Consider the following 20004-nt stretch of genomic DNA (forward strand, 5'->3'; position numbering starts at 1 on the left):
CGCGCAATACGGTGGCTACGGTCACATGGCCAGCAGAGTGAGGAACAGGCAAGTGAGTGAACAGATCACGGTCGCCGAGGCTGTCGGCCGGACGGTCGCCGCGCTGGGTGCGTCGCACATCTTCGGCGTCGTGGGGAGCGGCAACTTCCAGGTCACGAACGCGTTGATCGAGGCCGAGGTGCCGTTCACGGCGGCCCGGCACGAGATGGGCGCGGCCTGCATGGCCGACGCCTACAGCAGGGCGACCGGTGAGGTCTCGATCATCAGCCTGCATCAGGGGTGCGGGCTCACGAACGCGCTGACGGGTATCGCCGAGGCCGCGAAGTGCCACACTCCGGTGCTGGTCCTGACCGGCGACACCGTCGCGGGGAACGTCACGGACAACTTCTACATCGACCAGGATGCCGCCGTCGCCGCCGTCGGAGCGAGGCCGGCGCGGATCCGATCGGCCGCCTCCGCCGTGCAGGATGCTGCGCACGCCGTGCACACCGCGGCCCTGGACCGGGCGACCGTGGTGCTGTCGATGCCGGTGGACATTCAGGACGAGCACGTCGACTTCGACGAGGCCGGCATCCCGCCGATGCCGGTCCGACTGCGTCCGGGCCCGTCGCCGGAGTCGCTGGAGAAGCTGGTGGAGCTGCTCGGCACCGCCGAGCGTCCGGTCATCGTCGGCGGCCGCGGCGCCTGGGGCGCGGCGGCTGAGCTGCGGCGCCTCGCCGAGGCCTCGGGCGCGCTGCTGGTCACGTCAGCCGCGGGCCGCGGGCTGTTCGTGGGTGACGAGTGGGCGCTGGACATCATGGGCGGCTTCGCGACCGAGGGCGCGGCCGAGCTCATCGCGGGCGCGGACGTCCTGGTCGCCTTCGGGGCCGGGCTGAACAAGTGGACCACCCGTGAAGGCAGTCTGATGCGGGACAAGACGGTGATCCAGGTCGACGACCGGGCGACCGCCATCGGGTTCCACCGCCCGGTGGATGTCGGGATCCTGGGTGATGCCGCCGTCGTCGCCGCGGCCGCCGCCGACGCGATCGCCGAGCGCGGTCCCGCACGGGTCGGCTACCGCACCCCGGAGACCCACGAGCGGGTCCAGGCGGCGCGCTACTGGAAGGACCAGCCGTTCACTTCCCGGGCCGAACCGGGGCTGGTCGATCCCCAGGAGCTCGTCAACGCCGTCGACACGATGCTGCCGATGGAGCGCGTCGTGGTGACCGACGGGGGCAACGTCAACTGCTACGCCGGCGCGCACCTGCGGGTGCCGGACCAGCGCGGCTACTGCATCCCGCTGTCCTTCCAGTCGATCGGCCTGGGCCTGGCGTCCGCGATCGGCGCCGGCGTCGCCCAGCCGGAACGGATGCCGATCGTCGGCACCGGCGACGGCGCGTTCCTGATGACCCTGGTCGAGCTCGACACGGCCGTGCGACTGGCCCTGGGCATGGTCGTCATCGTCTTCAACGACGACGCCTACGGCGCCGAGGTCAACCTCTTCCAGCACCAGACCGACAAGCTCGGCACCGTCCGCTTTCCCGACACCGACCTCGCGGCCATCGCTCGCGGCTACGGGTGCGAGGCGATCACCGTGCGCGAGATCGAGGACCTCGACGCCGCGCGATCCTGGCTCGACGGCCCGCGCGACCGCCCCCTCGTCATCGACGCCAAGATCGCGAGGTTCCCGTCGTGGATGATGGCGCGTCACCACGGCAAGCACTAGCCGAACGTCTCACCGAGCGCCGCCCGACCACCTGGTGCAGGCACCGACCATCCGGTGCAGGCACCGACCACCCGGTGCGGGCACCGACCATCCGGTGCACGTATTTGTTCTCGTCGTGCTACATAATCAGAGGCCAGCATCGGGCAGCACGAGTCCAGGAACGATCGGAGAGCGCATGTCGTCGGGCACGTCGCTCGAACCGGCCGAGGCCCAGCCCCGCACGCCGGCGCTGGCGGACGAGGCGGTGACGGACGATATGGGCGTGCGGGCGCAGCGCTGGGCCTGGCCGGCCCTTCCCGAGGCGCAGCGCACGACCCTGCTCGACGTGCTGGTGCACGGCAACCGGTCGCGCGCCGAGCTCGCCCGCCGCTCGGGCCTGTCGCGCGCCAGCCTCAGCAGGGTCACGAGGAGGCTCGTCGACGCGGGTCTCGTGCGGGAGGCCGGCGCGCCGCCGCTGGAGGGCCGTGGCCGCCCCTCCGAGATGATCGAGATCGTGCCCGAGGCCGCGCGCTTCATCGGCTTCAAGCTCACGGGCGACTCGCTGTACGCCGCGGTCGTCGACCTCGGCGCGAATGTCCTGCACTCCGAGGGGCAGCCGCTCGTGACGAAGGTCGTCGGCGACGTGGTCACCCTCATCGAGCAGGTCGTCGATCGGCTCCGCGAACAGTTCTCCCGGGTCGCCGCGGTCGGTGTGTGCCTCGCGGGAGACGTGCGGTTCGAGGACCGCCACGCCGTCGTCGTCGGCTCGGCCTTCCTCGGGTGGGACGAGGTGCCGCTGGAGACGCTGCTGGCGCGGGCGACCGGGCTGCCCGTCGCCGTCAGCAACGACGTGCAGGCGCTGACGACGGCGCACCACTGGTTCGGGGCCGGTGTCGGTGCCTCGTCGCTCGCCGTGATCGGCCTCGGTGCCGGCATCGGATGCGGCATCGTCGTCGACGGCGAGCTCGTCAAGGGCGCGCACGGCCATCCCGCCAAGGTCGGCCACCTGCCCGTCACGAGTGAGGGCCCCCGCTGCGACATGGGCCACGTCGGATGCGCGTCGGCCTACGTCACCATCCCGGCGATCCTGCGCAACACCGGCGGAGCGGGCTTCTGGGAGTCGCTCGCGGCGGCCCGCGGGGGAGACGAGCGGGCGGACGCTGCCTTCCGGCAGGCCGGCACGGCACTCGGCGCGGTCATCGCCGTGCTCGTCAACATCGTCGACCCCGAACGGGTCATCGTCACGGGCGAGGGTCTCGCGATCGCCGAGTACGCCAGCGACGAGATGACCACCGCGCTCGCCGCCCGCCTCGATCCCGTCTCCGAGGCGCCGGCGGTCCAGCTGCGCACCTTCCACTTCACCGACTACGCCTGGGGCGCCGCCATCACCGCGATCCGCAACCTCATCTGACCCGGCCGCGCGCTGCGACCCGCGCCGCGACCCACGCGCCGCGGGCGACGGACGGCTCAGCCGTTGCCGGGAAGGAGGCGCGCGCCGAGCCACGCGGCCTGCCGCTGCCAGTGGTGCAGCTGCCCGCCCTCGTGGCCGTTGAACGTGTACACGGCGATCTCGCGGTCCGGGGAGGCGTAGCGGTTGAACGCCGCGAAGACCGACGAGGGCAGCACGATGCCGTCCATGAGCGCGACGGAGAAGAACGCCGGGGCGGCTGCTCGCGTGGCGAAGGCCGCGCCGTCGAAGTACGACAGCGTGCGGAACACGTCCTCCTCGCTGCCGCGGTGCACGGCGAGGTAGCGGGTGATCTCCATGAACGGCTGGTCCGGCGTCAGTAGCACCGACCGCTGGAAGTGGCACAGGAACGGCACGTCGGGCATGACGGCGCGCACGCGTTCGCCCACGAGGCCCGCCGTCGCCAGCGCGATGCCGCCGCCCTGGCTCGCGCCGGTGAGCGCGATGCGGTCGCGGTCGACGAACGGCATCTCGGCGACTGCGTCGAGCAGGCGCACGGCGTCGGTGTAGACCCGGCGGTAGTAGTAGTCCTCGGGCCGCTCGATGCCCCGCGTCATGAACCCGGGCACGGCGGGTCCGCTGCCGTGCGGGTCGGCGGTGTCGCCGCCGTTGCCCCAGCCGCTGCCCTGCCCGCGGGTGTCCATGACGACGTGGACGTAGCCGCTGGCGGCCCAGTGCAGGCGCTCGGCCGGCAGTCCGCGCCCGCCGTTGTAGCCGACGAGCTCGATCACCGTGGGCAGCGGTGCGTCGCTCTCGGGGCGCACGACCCAGCCCTTGACCGGATCGCCCCCGAAGCCGGGGAAGGTGAGGTCCTCGACGACGAGCCGGTTGATGGGCCCGTCGACCCGGCTGAGCTCGGCGCGACCTCCGCCGGCCGCGCGTGCCTCGGCCAGCGTCGCCCGCCAGAAGGCGTCGAAGTCATCCGGCTCGGTGATCGGGGGGCGAAACTCGCGCAGCTCCTCGAGCGGCAGGTCGGTCAGTGGCATCGCTTCTCCTCACGGTGGCGTGCCGCCGGTGGCACCGGCGAGAGGTTGACTTTTTGTTGCAGACAGATACAAAGTATCGCGTGGCCGAGCCTCCGTCGGCCAGAAGACACGTCCCGAAAGGACATGACATGGCAGTGAAGAAGCTGCACGGTGCTGCACGGCGTCGTGCCACCGCGCTCCTCGTCGGCGGAGCCCTGGCGGCGAGCGCCCTCGGTGCCTGCGCCTCCGGCGGCAACGACAGCGCAGACGGTGGTGGCGCGGGCGGCGACGCCGGCGGCGATGAACCCGTCGAGCTCGACTTCTGGGGCTGGGTTCCCGGCCTCGAGGACCTCGTTGCCACCTGGAACGAGGACAACCCGAACATCCAGGTGTCCTTCCACCGCATGACGGGCGACGACGGCCAGAAGGTCGAGGCCGCCGTGGACGCCGGGTCCGGACCGGACATCGTCCAGCTGAGCACGCACGACCTGCCGAACTACGTCATCGAGGAGCGCGTCCAGGACATCACCGACTACGTCGCCGACGAAGAGGACAAGTACACCTCGGCGTCGTGGGCGTCCGTCTCCTTCGACGGCCGCGTCTACGGCATCCCGCAGGGCATCGGCCCGTCCGGGATGATGTACCGCAAGGACATCTTCGAGGAGCACGGCGTCGCCGTGCCCACCACCTGGGACGAGTACCTCGAGGCGGCCCGCGCTCTCAAGGCCGCGGACCCGGACCTCCACATCGCCAACATCGCCTCGAGCGAGTTCGGCCAGTGGGTCCAGGAGGTCTCCCAGTCCGGTGGCAGCTGGTACGGCATCGACGGCGACGCGTGGACCGTCGGCATCGACGGACCCGAGAGCCTCGAGATCGCCGAGCGCTGGCAGACGCTGCTCGACGAGGACCTCGTCACGACCGAGCTGATGTGGACGCCCGAGTATTGGGCGAAGGTCAACAACGGCGCGATCGCGACGATCAGCTACGCGGCGTGGTTCCCCAGCCAGCTCGCGGAGAACGCCGCCGACCAGGCGGGCAAGTGGCGCGTCGCCCCGATGCCGACCGAGCCGGGTTCCGACGCGCAGGGCGACTCCGGCGGGGCGGCCAACGTGGTGCTGAGGGGCGCCGAGAATCCCGAGGCCGCTGCCGAGTTCATCAGCTGGCTCAACGGCTCCGAGGAGACGCAGGAGGCGCTGATCACCGAGGGCGGCCTCTTCCTGTCGACGCACAGCGGCCTGGAGTCGCCCGCGCTCCTGCAGGAGAACGAGTTCTACGGCGGTCAGGCCATCAACGAGGTCTTCGCCGCCGCCGCCGAGAACACGCCCGACACGTGGACGGAGGGACCGAACTTCGGCACGGCGACCACCGCGCTGACGGACGAGTTCGCGACCGTCGTCGCCGGCAAGCAGACCTTCGAGGAGGCCCTGCACAACGCGCAGGACGCCGTCGTCGAGGACCTCGAGGCCAGCGGCCTGACCGTCCGCGAGTAGACCCGTGACCGCCACATCCAGCTCCACCACCGCCCGGCGTCGCTTCGCCGGCGCCGGGCCGTGGTGGGTGCCCTACGTCTTCATCGCGCCGTTCCTCGTCGTGTTCGCGATGTTCCTCGTGGCGCCGATCGTCGTCGCGGTCGTGAACAGCCTCTACTCCCAGCAGTCCTCGGGTCTGGGGTTCGGAGGCTCCGAGACGGTGTTCGTCGGTATCGAGAACTACCTGCGCAGCTTCCGGGACGCGGACTTCGTCGCGAGCTTCGGGCGGGTGCTGCTCTACGGCGTCGTGCAGGTGCCGGTCATGATCCTGATCGCCGCCGCCTTCGCGCTGCTGTTCGACTCGGCGATCCTGCGCCTGAAGCGCTTCTTCCAGCTGGTCGTCTTCCTGCCGTACGCCGTGCCGGGAGTCATCGCGGCGCTGCTGTGGGGCTTCCTCTACCAGCCGTCGGTGAGCCCCGTGGTGCAGGCGCTGAGCAGCATCGGGATCGACCCCGACTTCCTGGCGCCGGGTTCCGTCCTCTGGTCGATCGCCAACATCAGCATCTGGTCGAACGTCGGTATCAACATGATCATCCTGTACGCGGCGCTGCAGGCCCTTCCGCGCGACACGTACGAGGCCGCCCGGCTCGACGGGGCCGGCGAGCTGCGCCTGGCGCTGAGCGTCAAGCTCCCGATGATCGCGCCCGCCGTGCTGCTCACGACGCTGGCGACGATCATCGGCACGCTGCAGCTGTTCAACGAGCCCCAGGTGTTGCAGACCATCACGTCCAACGTCTCCAGCGACTACACGCCGAACATGGCGATCTACGCCGCGTCGACCCTCGGTAGCGACACCCACCTGGGTTCCGCCATGGCCGTCGTCCTCGGCGTCGTCACGCTCGTCGTCTCGCTCATCCTGGTGCGGGTCACGAACAGCAACCCGCGGAAGGAGGTCGCGTGACCGCGCCCGCACCGCCGAAGTCGCCCACCGCCCGCACCGCCGGGCCGGCGGCACCACTGCGCAGGAGGCCCCGCGTCCCGGTCGGCGAGCGGGGGAGCAGGGGCTGGACGATCGCCGCCACCGTGGCCGTGCTCGTCGCGACCGTCTACTTCCTCGCCCCGGTCCTGTGGCTGCTGATCGCCGCCACCAAGTCGGCGAGCGACCTCTTCTCGACGCCCGGTTTCCAGCTCGCGGGCTTCCAGCTCTTCGACAACCTCGCCGCGCTGTCGTCCTACGACGGCGGGATCTTCTGGCGCTGGGCGCTGAACTCGGTCATCTACTCGGTGATCGGTTCCGCCCTGACCACGTTCCTGTGCGCCGTGACGGGCTACGCCATCGCCGTCTATCGGTTCCGTGGCCGCAGCGCCGTCATCGCGATCGTGCTCGGGTCCATGCTCATCCCGGGCACGGTGATCGCGCAGCCGACGTACGTGCTGCTGGTGAACCTGGGGCTCGACAACACCTACTGGGGGCTGCTGCTGCCCGCGCTGGCCTATCCGTTCGGCGTGCTGCTGTGCTGGATCTACGCGCAGGGCTCCGTGCCGACCGAGCTCGTCGAGGCCGCCCGCCTGGACGGCGCGAACGAGTTCCGGATCTTCTTCGCGTTCGGTCTGCGCCTGCTGAGCAACGGCCTCGTGACGGTGCTGCTGTTCGCGTTCCTCGCCAGCTGGAACAACTACCTACTGCCGCTGCTCGTCCTGACCGACCAGGAGCTCATGCCGCTCACCGTCGGGCTGACCGGGTGGAACCAGATGGCGGTCACCATCCCCGGTCTGCAGACGCTGACCATCGTCGGTGCGCTCGTCTCCGTCGTGCCGATCGCCGCCGTCTTCCTGTCACTGCAGCGCTTCTGGCGCTCGGGGCTGACGGCCGGCGGCATCCGCGGGTGACGCCGCACCGAGGCCGCACCGACGCCGTACCGCAGACGTAACCTGACGTCGGGGCCGGCCTTCCATTAGGTGGAAGGCTGGCCGCTCCGGCGACCGCGAGAGTGGGAACATCGCAGGACGTACCACGCGCGGCAAAGGGGCTTCGTCTTGGGTGAGGCACACAGTGGTTGAGGCACAGAGCAGCACCGCGGACCGGCCGCGCCCGCGGCGGTCCTCGCTGGAGCGGGTCCACCGGTTGCTGTCGTCCTTCAGCTACGAGCACACGCAGCTCAGCCTGTCCGAGCTGAGCCGGCGTGCGGGGCTTCCGTTGTCGACGACGCACCGCATGGTGACGGAGATGCTCGAGCTGGGGATGCTCGAGCGCGACGAGGACGACCTGCTGTGCATCGGTGTCGACGTGTGGAAGTTCGGGCTGCTGACGCCCAAGTCCTACGGCATCCAGCGGGTGGCGCTGCCGTTCATGCAGGACCTCTACGCCACCACCGGTCTCCCGGTCCACCTCGGCATCCCCGAGGACGACCAGATCACCATCGTCGAGAGCCTCCGCCCTCGCGGGAGCGGGCCCGAACGCCCCTACATCGGTCAGCGGGAACCGATGCACGTCGTCGCGGTGGGCATGGCCATGCTGGCGTTCAGCGACCCCAACTTCCAGGAGCGGTATCTCGCCGCGCTCGAGGGGGACCGCAGCGCCGACGCTCCGGAGACCATCCGGCGAGAGCTGGCCCAGACCCGGGCGACCGGCTTCGCCGTGAGCCAGCGGAAGACGGCGCCGAAGATCGCGATCGGTGCACCGGTGCTCGACCGGGTCGGCCTCCCCATGGGCGCGATCTCTCTGGTGGTTCCGCAGGGAACGGCCACGCCTCCCTACGGCCATCTGATCCGAAGCACCGCACGCGCGGTGCAGCGCACGGCGTGGGAGCAGGGCATGGGGTGACTACCGCTGCCCGGAAACACCCCTTGTCCGCCCTCCTCGTGGGTGGGAATGTCCACGTGCGATCAAGGAGGAACGCATGGAGCTACGCAGCAACTTTCCGGCGCACAGCGCGCACGCCATCACCCGACGGGCGCAATGGGTCTCGCTCGGGATCGACCCGGCGGACATGCAGCGCCCCAAGGTGGCGATCGTCAACACGTCGAACGACCTGGCGGCGTGCTTCGCCCACCTGGACGACGTCGTCGGCGTGCTCAAGGAGGAGCTGCGCGGGCTCGGGATGCTGCCCTTCGAGATCCGGACCACGGCGCCGTCGGACTTCATCACCAACGCCGGCCGCGGCGGCCGGTACATCCTCTCGGCGCGGGACCTGATCACCAACGACGTCGAGGCCATGGTCGAGGGCGCGCAGCTCGACGCGATGATCTGCCTCAGCTCGTGCGACAAGACCACGCCCGCGCACCTCATGGCCGCCGGCCGGCTGAACGTGCCCACCGTGATCGTGCCCTGCGGCTACCAGCGCAGCGGGCTCGCCGAGGGTGGTGAGGCCGACGTCGAGGAGATCTTCCTCAAGGCCGCCCAGCAGGCGATGACCGGGGAGGTGGACGAGTCCCTGAACGCCCTCGCCGACGGCGCCATCCGCAGCCCCGGCGTCTGCTCCGGCCTGGCCACGGCGAACTCGATGCACATGGCCGCCGAGGCGCTCGGCATGGCGGTCACCGGCTCGGCTCCCGTCCGCGCCCTCAGCGAACGCATGTGGGACAGCGTCCGCCGCAGCGCGCGTGCCCTCGCCGACCTGGTCGAGCGCGACGTCCGCCCGCGGGACATCATCACCGCCGGCTCGGTCACCAACGCCGTACGCACGATGCTCGCCGTCGGTGGCTCCATCAACACGGTCAAGCACCTGCAGGCCGTCGCCGCCGAGTCCGGCGTGGACGTCGACGTGTGGGAGGCCTACCGGGTGCTCGGCCGCGAGACCCCGACGCTCTGCTCGATCCGCCCCAACGGCGCCGACCTCATCGAGGACCTCGAGGACGCCGGCGGCGCCGCCACCATCCTGCGCGAGCTCCTCCCGCTGCTCGACGGCGCCCAGCGCACCGTGGACGGACGCACCCTGGCGGAGAACACCGCCGCCGCACGACCCGGCGACGGTGCGGTCATCCGGGATCTCGACCATCCCTTCTCGACCGACCCGTCGATCGTGGTGCTGCGCGGCTCGCTCGCCGAGACGGGCGCCGTCGTCAAACGACCCATCCCCGATCCCGGACCGCACCGGTTCCGTGGCCCGGCCAAGGTCTTCCACTCTCGCGAGGAGGGGGTCGCCGCGGTGGTCGAGAACAAGATCCAGGCGGGCGACGTCGCCATCATCCGTGGCATCGGCGTCGTCGGCGGCCCCGCCATGGGGATGATCTCGGCGTTCATCTTCGCGCTCGACGGTCGCGGCCTCGCGTCCGAGGTCGCCGTCGTCACCGACGGCCAGATGAGCGGTCTGGTCAACCACGGCATCGGCGTCGGCGAGGTCTCGCCGGAAGCTGCCGGTGGGGGAGCCCTCGGGCTGGTCGAGGACGGCGACCTCATCGAGATCGATCTCCAGGAGGGCCGGATCGACCTGCTCGTCGACCCCGACGAGCTGGCCGCCCGCCCGCCCTACACGCCCCCGGAGGAGGACGAGACCCCGGGTTATCTCGATCAGTACCGCGCGACGGTCCAGCCCCTGGCCTGCGGCGCCATCCTGCGGCCCCGTGCCGACGTGACCTCGGGAGGAGCTCGATGAGCGGATACATCCACGAGCCGGCGCGCGACGTCCCCGTGATCGGTGAGTACGAGGTGGTGGTCGTCGGTGGGGGCCCCGCCGGGCTCATGGCGGCGACGGCTGCGTCCCGCGCCGGCCGGTCGACGCTGCTGGTCGAGCGGTACGGCTTCCTCGGCGGTGCCGGCACGATGGGCGGTCTCGCGACCTTCTGCGGCCTGCACGCCCGGGTCCACGGCGAGGACCGCCGTGTCATCCGCGGGTTCACCGACGAGCTGCTCGACCGGCTGGACGTCCTCGACGGTCTGAGCGTCCCTCACCTGTCGGTGTACGACCGCATCATGGCGCAGGCCTACGACATCTCCGCCTACAAGATCGTCGCCGACGACCTCGTGCTCTCCGGCGGCGGCGAGCTCCTGTTCCACGCCGCGGCCGTCGGGGTGTCGCTGCGTGACGGCGCCACCGGCCCGGGGGCGGCACCCGGCACGGCGTCCGGCAACGAGATCGACGCCGTGATCGTCGAGTCCAAGTCCGGCCGCGGGGCGATCCGCGGGCAGGTCTTCATCGACGGCTCGGGCGACGGCGATCTCGCCGCCTGGTCCGGTGCGCCGTTCGAGGTCTCGGAGCAGCTCCTCTACCCGTCGTTGATGTTCCGCATCAACGGCGTCGACCCCGTCCGGGCGGGCGAGGCCTGGAAGACCGTCGCTCGCCTCATGGAAGAGGCCGAGGAGGCCGGCACCCACGGCTTCCCCCGCAAGAAGCCCATCGTGCGGCCCCAGCGCAACCCGCTCGAGTGGCGCTCCAACCTCACCCAGCTCAGCAACGACGACGGCTCGCCCGTGGACGGCACCGACGTCGGCCAGCTCACCCACGGCGAGATCCAGGGCCGGCGCCAGGTGCGGGAGACCTTCGACTTCATCAAGACCGTCACCCCCGGGTTCGAGGACGCCTACATCGTCGACATCGCCCCGCAGGTCGGCATCCGGGAGACCCGGCGCATCGTCGGCTCCTACCAGGTCACGGAGGAGGACATCCTCGGCTGCGCCGACTTCTCCGACACGGTGGGTGTCAACGGGTGGCCGGTGGAGGCGCACGTCGCCGGCACCGTCGAGTTCCGCTTCCCGCCCGTCGAGTCGCGCGGCTTCAACCAGCTCCCGTTCCGGATGATCGTCCCGCAGGGCGTGGACAACCTGTACGTGGTGGGCCGGTGCGCCTCGATGACGCAGGGCGGGCAGTCCTCCGCCCGCGTGACGGGCCCCTGCTTCGCGATGGGCCAGGCCGCCGGCACGGCCGCCGACCTCGCGCTCTCGGCGCGGGTTCCGGTCGGTGCGGTCGACGTCTCGGCGCTGCAGCAGCGCCTCGCGAGAGATGGCGCCTACCTCGGCACCGCCGCCAGCCAGCAGCCGGTCGGGGTCCGGTAGCCGTGGCGCGGCGGCGCCCCTGCTGCGGGCCGCGCGGGGACGGAGGCGGTGACACATGTTCTTGACGGCCGAGCAGCAGGCGATGGCCGACGGCGAGCAGGGTGAAGCCGTCGCGGCCGCGATGCGCATCCTGGTCCGGTACGGGGAGATCATGGACGCGGAGGGCCTCGTCGAGGTGGCGAGCGCGGCCGGCGCCAACATCTACGGCCCCCGCCACGCCGTGCCGCTCGGCACCGACGACCCGCGCGCCCTGTTCAACCGGTTCTCGCTGAACACCGACGCGCCGCTCGAGAGCCCGGGCACCCGGGTGCACTCCTGCCAGCTCATCGGCCCGATGGACCGCGAGACCCCGGAGGTCCAGGACATGCCGCGTGCCGCTGTCGACCGGGTGGAGGCGAGCCAGGCGTACCTCGAGGGGCTGGGCGTGAGCCTGCTCAACACCTGCACGCCGTACCAGGTGGGCTTCCTGCCGACGCTCGGCGACCACTGCGCCTGGATGGAGTCCTCGGCGGTCGTCTTCATCAACTCCGTGATCGGTGCCCGGACCAACACCGAGGGCCGTGAGTCCGCCGCGGCGTCGATGCTCACCGGGTTGACCCCGAACGCCGGGCTCCACCTGGACGTCAACCGCCGTGCCGACGTGCGGGTGCGTGTGCGGACGCCGATGTCCGACACCTTCGCCTGGAACGTCCTCGGCTACTGGCTGGGCGCCGCGGTGGAGGACGACGCCGTGCCGGTCCTGGACGGCATCGACACGGTCCCTGACCTCGTCCAGCTCAAGCAGCTCGGCGCCGCCGCCGCCAGCTCGGGAGACACCGAGCTCTTCCACATCCCGGGGGTGACGCCCGAGTGCGCGTCGGTCGAGCAGGTGCTCGTCGACGGTGCGGCCGAGGTGACGTTCGGACCCGACGAGCTGCGGCAGACCGTCGAGCGGCTGAACGTCACCCGCACCGGTGACGACGTCGACTTCGTCATGATCGGCTGCCCGCACGCCAGCTACGAGCAGCTCCAGCAGGTCGCCGCGATGGTCGACGGCCGGCGGTTGAGCCCCGACGTCGCGCTGTGGGTCTTCACCCCGAGCGCGCTGCGCGAGCGGGCCCGGCAGGAAGGGTTGCTGGCGACCATCGAACGCTCCGGCGCGCGGGTGCTCTCCGACACCTGCCCCGCCATCGGCCAGTTCCTCCCCAAGGGCACGCGCCGGTTCGCCACCGACTCCGCCAAGCAGGTCCACTACCTGCCCGCGATCATGGGCGTCGAGGGCGCCTTCGCCACGACGGCGCAGTGCGTGGCGGCCGCGGTCGACGGGAGGCTGCCGTCGTGAGCGACGTCGTCGAACAGCGGCTGCCGGAGAAGGTGCTGACGGCGAAGACCCTCGTGCCGGGGGAGGTCCGAGGCCCGGCGCTCGTGTGCACGGCGCCCATCTCCGGCTGGGGCGGCATCGACCCGAAGACGGGCACGATCACCGAGACCACCCACCCGCAGCGCGGCGAGTCCTTCGCCGGTCGCGTCCTCGTCATCCCCGGTGCCAAGGGCTCCTCCGGGTGGTCCGGGCAGTTCCACCTGGCCAGGGTTATCGGCACCGCACCGCTCGCCATCGTGACCCGGGCCGTGAACTCCAAGCTCGCCGTCGGGCTGGTGGTCCTCGAGATCCCCGCCGTGCAGGTCACGGATCTCGACGCATTCGTCGGCGAGACCGGACGGCTGCCCGTGCGTGAGGTCGCGATCGAGCGGGGCGAGGTCCGGGTGACCTATCACCAGGACGGTGGCGGAGGCACCACGCCGGCCGGTGGACGGCGGTAGGGGCGTGTTCCTTGGGCACACCCCCACCGTCGAGCTGGCACCCACGTCGGGTGCGCACAGCCACTGTGGCGGTCAGGCCGGCTGGTATCGCGAGTAGAGCACTCCGGTGTCGAGAGTCCGTGACTCCAGCAGCCGAGACGAGATCCGCTCACCGCTCGGTTCGAAGAGCCGCGCACCGGAACCGAGGACCAGCGGGTGGATGAACAGCCCGAGCTCGTCGAGCACGCCGGCCTTCATGAGAGAGCGCACCAGCGTCGCACTCCCGTTGACGAGGATGTCCTTGCCCGGCTCCTGCTTGATCTCGGCGAGCGTCTCGGCGACGTCGCCGGTGAGGAGCTCCGAGTTCTGCCAGTCCACGCGATCGAGGCTCGTGGAGGCGACAAGCTTGCGCGTGCCGTTCATCCACGCGGCGTTCGGGTCGTCGGTGGAATCTCGTTCGGGCCAGGAGCCGGCGAAGACCTCGTAGGTACGCCGGCCGAGGAGCAGGGTGTCCGCCCGAGCGGTCTGCTCATCGACGATCTTGCCCATCTCGTCGTTGAACAGCACCCATTGCTCGGGCGCCTCGACCACGCCGTCGAGCGAGACAAACAGCCAGGCAACGATCTTCCTCATGTGTATCTCCTTTCACAGAGCCGTCTGCGGCGTACGGGCCGCTCTTGGTCGAGGTGAGAGCGTCACAGCCGGTCCCGCAGACCAACAACGATTCGAGCTGGGCCTAATCTTCTTGGGATGATCCACCTGCACTTCAGCGCCGAGGATCTCGGCCGGATTCGCTTCGCGTTCTCACCGGTGTGGGAAACCGTGACGAGTCTTCGCACGCTCGCCACGAGCCCGACTGCCGGCCTGCACGCCGCGTGGGTGCGGCGGGTCGGTCCGCACCTGGAGGGCATCGACATGGAGCTGTTGGGCACGTTGGTGCGGCCTGCCGGCTACATCCCCGACTTCCTTCATCCCACGCTCGGGGACAGGAGTCCCACGTTCGACGACGGCGCCTCGCAGGTGTCGGCCACCGACCCGCAGCTCGTCGCCGACGAGCTGTCCCATCTTGCGGAGCATCCCGTCGCTCAACGGGGAGAAGGTCGCGAACGCCGAGTCCAGATTCTGCGGGAGCTGATCCGGTCGCCGGAGGAAGCGGTCACGCGGATCGTGGCCGAGCTCGACCGCTACTGGAACGTGGCTATCCGTCCGTTCTGGGGGCGGATCGAGGCGCTGCTGCAGGACGACCTCGGGTACCGGATGGATCAGCTCGCCTCCGGGGGCGTGCAGCAGCTGTTCGCGACGCTGCACCCCTCCCTCACGTTCGACGGCGACACCCTCAAGGTCGTCAAGTACTACGACGGGCACGCCGAGCTGCGACACCGTGGGCTGCTGCTGATCCCGTGCGTGTTCGCCTGGCCCGACGTCATCGTGCGCACCGCCGACCCGCAGCCGGCCGTGACGTACGCACCGCGCGGGGTCGGTCGCCTGTGGGAATCCGACCCCCGCACCCGCGTCTCGCCGCTGGTCGACGTGCTCGGGCGCAGTCGAGCCACGATCCTGGCTCAGCTCGATCTGCCCATGTCGACGACTCAGCTGGCCGCACAGCTCGCCCGGAGCGCACCGACCGTCAGCGCCCATCTCAAATCACTTCAGGAAGCCGGCATCGTCTTCTCCCGGCGTGACGGGAAGACGGTCCTCTACTCCCGGACCAGGCTCGGCGATTCGCTGGTGACCGGATAGGCCGGTGACGAACCGGTGTCGGGCTTGCTGCGCCCCTGGGCCGTCTCTTTGACCGGCGCACCGAAAGCCGGGTTGAGTGACTCCCGTATCCGGAATCGACCCGCTGGGCCGGGGCGGTCCTGCCCCGGCTCGTCGCCGGCTCGCGGACCGATCGGTTCGATGACACCGAGAGGAAAGCGCCTCCATGGAGACGACCACGCTGCACGAGGGTTGGACCCTGCGCCATGCCGGGGGCGAGGTGCCCGGCGAGATCGACGGAGTCGTCGTCCCCGCGACGGTGCCCGGGTCGGCCCACACCGACCTGCTCGAGGCCGGCCTGATCCCGGATCCGTACCTCGGTGAGAACGAGACGGCGCTGGCGTGGGCGCACCGTGCCGACTGGGTCTACGAGACGACCTTCACGGCCGAGCCCGCCGCCGCGGGGGAGCGGGTCGACCTGGCGTTCGACGGGCTCGACACCGTCGCCACAATCATGCTCAACGGCACCGAGCTCGGCCGCACGGAGAACATGCATCGGCGGTACCGGTTCGACGTCACCGCGCTCCTCGCGGCGGAGAACAGCCTCACGGTCCACCTGCACTCCGCCCTGGCGCGCGCCGAGGAGGTCGCGGCCGAGGTCGGGCCGCGCCCGCACTCGTACCCGCACCCGTTCAACGCCATCCGCAAGATGGCCTGCAGCTTCGGCTGGGACTGGGGTCCGGACCTGCAGACCGCAGGGATCTGGCGGCCGGTGCGCCTCGAACGGTGGCAGACCGCCCGCCTGAGCGAGGTGCGGCCGCTGGTCACCGTCGGCCCCGACGGCACCGGCCGGGCGGAGGTCCTGGTCGACGTCGAGACTGCTGCCGGCGCGCCGTCGTCGGCCGTGCGCGTGCGCGCCGCGCTCACGGCCCCCGACGGCGCCACTCGGGCTGCGGACGGCGAGGTCGCCGTCCGGGACGGGCGTGCCGCCCTCGTCCTGGACGTGCCCGACGCCGAGCTGTGGTGGCCGCACGGCTACGGCGCCCAGCCGCGCTACGACCTCGCCGTCACGCTCGTCGACGGCGAGCAGGCCCTCGACGACTGGAGCCGCAAGATCGGGTTCCGCAACGTCGTCGTGCGCACCGACCCCGACGAGATCGGGACCTCCTTCACCATCGAGATCAACGGCACTCCGATCTTCGCCAAGGGCGCCAACTGGATCCCCGACGACCACTTCCTCACCCGCGTCACCCCGGATCGGTACGCACGCCGCGTGGACCAGGCGATCGCCGCGAACATGAACCTGCTGCGCATCTGGGGCGGCGGCGTCTACGAGGACGACGCGTTCTACGACGCCTGCGACGCGCGCGGCGTCCTGGTGTGGCAGGACTTCCTGCTGGCCTGCGCCGCCTACGCCGAGGACGAGCCCATCTGGAGCGAGCTCGAGGCCGAGGCGCGCGACAACGTCGTGCGGCTCATGTCCCACCCGTCGCTCGCCATCTGGAACGGCGGCAACGAGAACCTCTGGGGTTTCATGGACTGGGGCTGGCAGCCCGAGCTCGACGGCGCGACCTGGGGTTACGGCTACTACCACGAGCTGTTCCCGCAGGTCCTCGCCGAGCTGGACCCGACCCGCGCGTACGTCGAGGGCAGCCCCACGTCCCCGGGCTTCGCGCCGTGGGGGAAGCACCCGAACGACCCCGACCACGGGCTCAAGCACGAGTGGCAGGTCTGGAACCAGGTCGACTACTCCCACTATCGCGACGAGGCGCCCCGGTTCGTCTCCGAGTTCGGGTTCCAGGGGCCACCGACCTGGGCGACGCTCACCCGGGCGCTCGATCCGGACGACCTGCACAAGGAGTCGTCGGCGTTCCTGCTGCACCAGAAGGCCCCGGACGGCAACGGCAAGCTCGACCGCGGCCTCGCCCCGCACCTGCCCGTCCCCGAGGACTTCACCGACTGGCACTGGGCGACCCAGCTCAACCAGGCCCACGCGGTGAGGTTCGCGCTGGAGCACTACCGCTCGCACTGGCCGCGCACGGCCGGAGCCATCGTGTGGCAGATCAACGACTGCTGGCCGGTGACCTCTTGGGCCGCGGTCGACGGCGACGAGCGGCCCAAGCCGCTCTGGTACGCCATGCGCGCCGCCTACGCCCCCCGCATCCTGACCGTCCAGCCGCGCGACGGACGTCTGGTGGTCGCCGTCGTCAACGACACCGACCAGCCCTGGAGCGGGGTGCTCTCCCTGTCCCGGCACACCCTCGACGGGGCCGTGCCGGCCTCGTCCGACGTCACGGCGGAGGCAGGGCCTCGGTCGGTCGAGCTCGTGGACGTGCCCGCCGACCTGGCCACCGCCGGCGACCCGGCCCGGGAGGTGCTCGTCGCCGCCTTGGGTGATGTGCGCACCGTGCACCTGTACGCCGAGAACAAGGACCTGGCCCTGGACCCGGACGCGGTCACCGCGACGGCGGCTCCGGCGTCGGGCGGGTACGACGTGACGATCACCGCGACCTCGCTCGCCCTCGATGTCACCGTCCTGGCCGACCGGCTCGCCCCGGACGCGGTCACCGACCGGGCCCTGGACCCGCTGCTCGCCGGCGAGTCCGTCACCGTCCACGTCGCGACCGCGGCTGCGCCGGATCCGGGAGACCTGACGGGGGCACCCGTGCTGCGCAGCTCCAACGCGCTGCACGCGGCAGTGGGACACCCTTCGAAACTGTGACGCAGCGCACGTCGCGGCCACTAGAGTCCGACCAGGGGGGCCCGACCCGGGTTGCCCGACCCGGGAAGGAGACCTGTATGCGTCGTGCACTCACCGGGCTGGCCGGAGCGGCCGCCCTGACCCTCGCCGTCGTCCCGACCGCCCAGGCGGGCGGGAAGCAGATCGGTGTCAACGTCGTCCTCAGCTCCGACCTCAGCGCCGAGGTCGAGGCCGAGCTGTCGAGCCTCGGCCGGATCAACGAGACCTATCCCGAGATGGACGCGCTCACGATGCGGGTGCGTGAGTCCGACCTCGACGACGTGCGCGCCCTGCCCTACGTCGAGGCCGCCAACGCCGACGTCGAGCTCATCGGCAAGCCGGTCGTCACCAGCCCGTTCACCGACACCACGGACGGGATCGCCACCTGGAACACCGACCAGGCGAACGTCTACGACCAGGGTGAGGACGGCGATCCGCGCGAGGTGGCGGAGACCGGCGAGGGCGTGTACGTCGCCGTGCTCGACACCGGGCTGCACTCGAGCTGGCCGCACTACTTCGGCACCGCGCACATCGCCGACGAGTTCGGCATCTCCTTCGGCGGCGGTGGCGGCGAGCGCGGCCACGTCTCGACCCAGCCCAACAAGTGGACCGTCGACCAGAACGGCCACGGCACGCACGTGACCAGCACGATCCTGGGCTACAACCAGGGCGGGACCGCCGTCGCCGGTGTCGCGCCGGAGGCCACGGTCATCCCGGTCAAGGTCCTCAACCAGAACGGCTCGGGCTGGTCCTCCGTCGTCGCGGCCGGCATCGACTACGTCACCGACCTCAAGGTCTCCGGAGCCCTCGGTGACTCCCCGGTGGTCATCAACATGTCGCTCGGCGGGCCGGAGCCGGACGCGCTGACGCAGGCCGCGGTCGAGCGGGCCGTGGCGAACGACGTCCTCATCGTCTCCTCGGCCGGCAACAGCGGTGAGGCGGGCATGGGCTACCCGGGCGCCTACCCCGAGGTCATCTCGGTGGCGGCCTCCGGCTGGACCGGCCAGTGGACGTCCGGGACCTGGTGGAACACCGGTGACGTCGCCGACCCGACGACCGCGGAGGACACCTACATCGCAGAGTTCTCCTCACGTGAGCTGGCCGGTCAGGACCTCGACGTCGCGGCACCGGGCAGCTGGGTCGTCGGGCCGTACCAGACCAACTCCAAGCTGAGCTACTACTACCTCTCCGGCACCTCGATGGCCTCGCCGCACGTGGCCGGTGCGGTCTCGCTCATGCTGCAGGCCGACCCGGACCTCACCCAGGCGGAGGCGGAGGCCGCGCTGGAGGCGACGGCGCTGCCGCTCGGTGCCGGTAGCCGTGAGCTCGTCGACCCGACCGTCGGGCCGACGACCATCAGCTGGGGCGCGAACGCCAGCGGCTCCGGCCTGATGGACGTGCCGGCGGCGATCGAGGCCGTCAGCTCTCGCTGACCAGCAGCCCCACCAGCAGGTTGAGCATCGCGCTGTGCTGGATGTTCTTCGCCGCGGAGTCGTCGTCCTGGTGGGTGAGGAAGGCGCGCCGCGACGTCGCCTCGTAGGTGCAGGTGACGAGCTCGATCGCCTCGCGCTCGGGCACCACGAAGCGCAGCCCGAGTCCGGCCAGCACGCGCCGCAGCACGACCGCGAGCTCCTCGTTGAACCGCTGCTGCTGCGCGACGAAGCGGACGGCGACGTCCTCCTCTCGTAGCGCCAGCAGCTCGAACTCCACGCTCAGGAGGTGCCAGCGCCGCTGGTCTCCGGTGTCCGGCATGACCGCGGCCACGACGGACCCGATCGCGTCCGGGCTGACGGCGTCGCCCTGGACGGCATCGTCACCGAGGTCCGCGACCGCCGCTTCCAGGGTCGCCAGGCGGGTGCGCACGTCTCGCTCGGTGAGCGCGAGGAAGAGTTCTTCCTTGCTGTCGAAGTTCGAGTAGAACGCCCCGCGCGTGAACCCCGCCGCCTCGCAGACGGCCTCGATCGAGGAGGCCTGCAGGCCCTGGCGCGAGAAGACGTCGAGCGCGGCGTCCAGCAGCCGTTCGCGCGTGCGCTCGCGGCGGGCGGAGATCGGGGTCTCCGCCGAGGCCTCCACGTCGTCGTGGTCGATGTCGGTCGACATGTGCTGATGCTCCCACGAGAACGGGTTGGCGATGCACCACTGTATCGGATACGTTCGTGTATCGGATACAGACCTGTATCCGGATGCCTGCTCCCACTCTGGCCGTCCA

The 20004-nt window shown here is 70.9% G+C and carries 16 protein-coding genes; 13 read left to right on the forward strand and 3 right to left on the reverse strand.

The window, feature by feature from the left end:
* The first annotated feature begins 52 nt into the window (after window positions 1-52).
* Both ABD907_RS01430 and ABD907_RS01435 read left to right on the forward strand, forming a co-directional pair.
* Window positions 53-1705 (forward strand): thiamine pyrophosphate-binding protein, encoded by a 1653-nt coding sequence (locus ABD907_RS01430; RefSeq protein WP_345214708.1) that lies wholly within the window; start codon window positions 53-55, stop codon window positions 1703-1705.
* Window positions 1706-1880: 175 nt separating this feature from the next.
* Window positions 1881-3095 (forward strand): ROK family transcriptional regulator, encoded by a 1215-nt coding sequence (locus tag ABD907_RS01435; RefSeq protein ID WP_345214709.1) that lies wholly within the window; start codon window positions 1881-1883, stop codon window positions 3093-3095.
* 56 nt (window positions 3096-3151) lie between these two features.
* Here ABD907_RS01435 and ABD907_RS01440 read toward each other — a convergent pair whose 3' ends face one another.
* Window positions 3152-4138 carry an acetylxylan esterase gene (locus ABD907_RS01440; RefSeq protein WP_345214710.1) on the reverse strand — a complete coding sequence of 329 codons (987 nt, stop codon included), beginning with the start codon at window positions 4136-4138 and terminating at the stop codon, window positions 3152-3154.
* Between the two features lie 128 nt (window positions 4139-4266).
* On the opposite strand from ABD907_RS01440, the gene ABD907_RS01445 reads away from it, so the two are divergent.
* The 8 genes from ABD907_RS01445 to ABD907_RS01480 all read left to right on the forward strand — a co-directional run bounded on the left by ABD907_RS01445 (window position 4267) and on the right by ABD907_RS01480 (window position 13378).
* Window positions 4267-5607 (forward strand): ABC transporter substrate-binding protein, encoded by a 1341-nt coding sequence (locus ABD907_RS01445; RefSeq protein WP_345214711.1) that lies wholly within the window; start codon window positions 4267-4269, stop codon window positions 5605-5607.
* Window positions 5608-5611: 4 nt separating this feature from the next.
* Window positions 5612-6547, forward strand: coding sequence for a carbohydrate ABC transporter permease (locus ABD907_RS01450; RefSeq protein ID WP_345214712.1), 936 nt, complete (start codon window positions 5612-5614; stop codon window positions 6545-6547).
* Window positions 6544-7476: a carbohydrate ABC transporter permease gene (locus ABD907_RS01455; protein ID WP_345214713.1), complete on the forward strand. Its 933-nt coding sequence runs from the start codon at window positions 6544-6546 to the stop codon at window positions 7474-7476. The genes ABD907_RS01450 and ABD907_RS01455 overlap by 4 nt, the downstream gene beginning before the upstream one ends.
* A 163-nt stretch (window positions 7477-7639) precedes the next feature.
* On the forward strand, window positions 7640-8410 hold the full coding sequence (locus ABD907_RS01460; RefSeq protein ID WP_345214714.1) for an IclR family transcriptional regulator: 771 nt from the start codon (window positions 7640-7642) through the stop codon (window positions 8408-8410).
* 76 nt (window positions 8411-8486) lie between these two features.
* Complete coding sequence (locus ABD907_RS01465) at window positions 8487-10181, forward strand: dihydroxy-acid dehydratase domain-containing protein (RefSeq protein WP_345214715.1); 1695 nt, start codon at window positions 8487-8489, stop codon at window positions 10179-10181.
* On the forward strand, window positions 10178-11578 hold the full coding sequence (locus ABD907_RS01470; RefSeq protein WP_345214716.1) for an FAD-dependent oxidoreductase: 1401 nt from the start codon (window positions 10178-10180) through the stop codon (window positions 11576-11578). The genes ABD907_RS01465 and ABD907_RS01470 overlap by 4 nt, the downstream gene beginning before the upstream one ends.
* A 55-nt stretch (window positions 11579-11633) precedes the next feature.
* A complete protein-coding gene (locus tag ABD907_RS01475) occupies window positions 11634-12899 on the forward strand; it encodes an aconitase X (protein WP_345214717.1) in 1266 nt (421 codons plus the stop codon).
* On the forward strand, window positions 12896-13378 hold the full coding sequence (locus ABD907_RS01480; protein WP_345214718.1) for an aconitase X swivel domain-containing protein: 483 nt from the start codon (window positions 12896-12898) through the stop codon (window positions 13376-13378). Before ABD907_RS01475 ends, ABD907_RS01480 begins: the two co-directional genes overlap by 4 nt.
* 72 nt (window positions 13379-13450) lie before the next feature.
* On the opposite strand, the gene ABD907_RS01485 is transcribed toward ABD907_RS01480, so the two are convergent.
* Window positions 13451-13990 (reverse strand): dihydrofolate reductase family protein, encoded by a 540-nt coding sequence (locus tag ABD907_RS01485; protein WP_345214719.1) that lies wholly within the window; start codon window positions 13988-13990, stop codon window positions 13451-13453.
* Window positions 13991-14107: 117 nt separating this feature from the next.
* On the opposite strand from ABD907_RS01485, the gene ABD907_RS01490 reads away from it, so the two are divergent.
* From ABD907_RS01490 to ABD907_RS01500, 3 genes are all read left to right on the forward strand, one after another.
* Entirely contained in the window at window positions 14108-15097 is a 990-nt protein-coding gene (locus ABD907_RS01490; RefSeq protein ID WP_345214720.1) for a DUF5937 family protein, read from the forward strand.
* 184 nt (window positions 15098-15281) lie between these two features.
* Window positions 15282-17777 (forward strand): glycoside hydrolase family 2 protein, encoded by a 2496-nt coding sequence (locus ABD907_RS01495; RefSeq protein WP_345214721.1) that lies wholly within the window; start codon window positions 15282-15284, stop codon window positions 17775-17777.
* Between the two features lie 77 nt (window positions 17778-17854).
* The gene (locus ABD907_RS01500) at window positions 17855-19228 is read left to right on the forward strand and encodes a S8 family peptidase (protein WP_345214722.1); all 1374 of its coding nucleotides are present in this window, start codon (window positions 17855-17857) and stop codon (window positions 19226-19228) included.
* Here the strand turns inward: ABD907_RS01500 and ABD907_RS01505 are convergent.
* On the reverse strand, window positions 19215-19895 hold the full coding sequence (locus ABD907_RS01505) for a TetR/AcrR family transcriptional regulator (protein ID WP_345214723.1): 681 nt from the start codon (window positions 19893-19895) through the stop codon (window positions 19215-19217). The genes ABD907_RS01500 and ABD907_RS01505 overlap by 14 nt on opposite strands.
* Window positions 19896-20004 lie beyond the last annotated feature (109 nt).

The sequence above is a fragment of the Georgenia halophila genome (assembly GCF_039541595.1).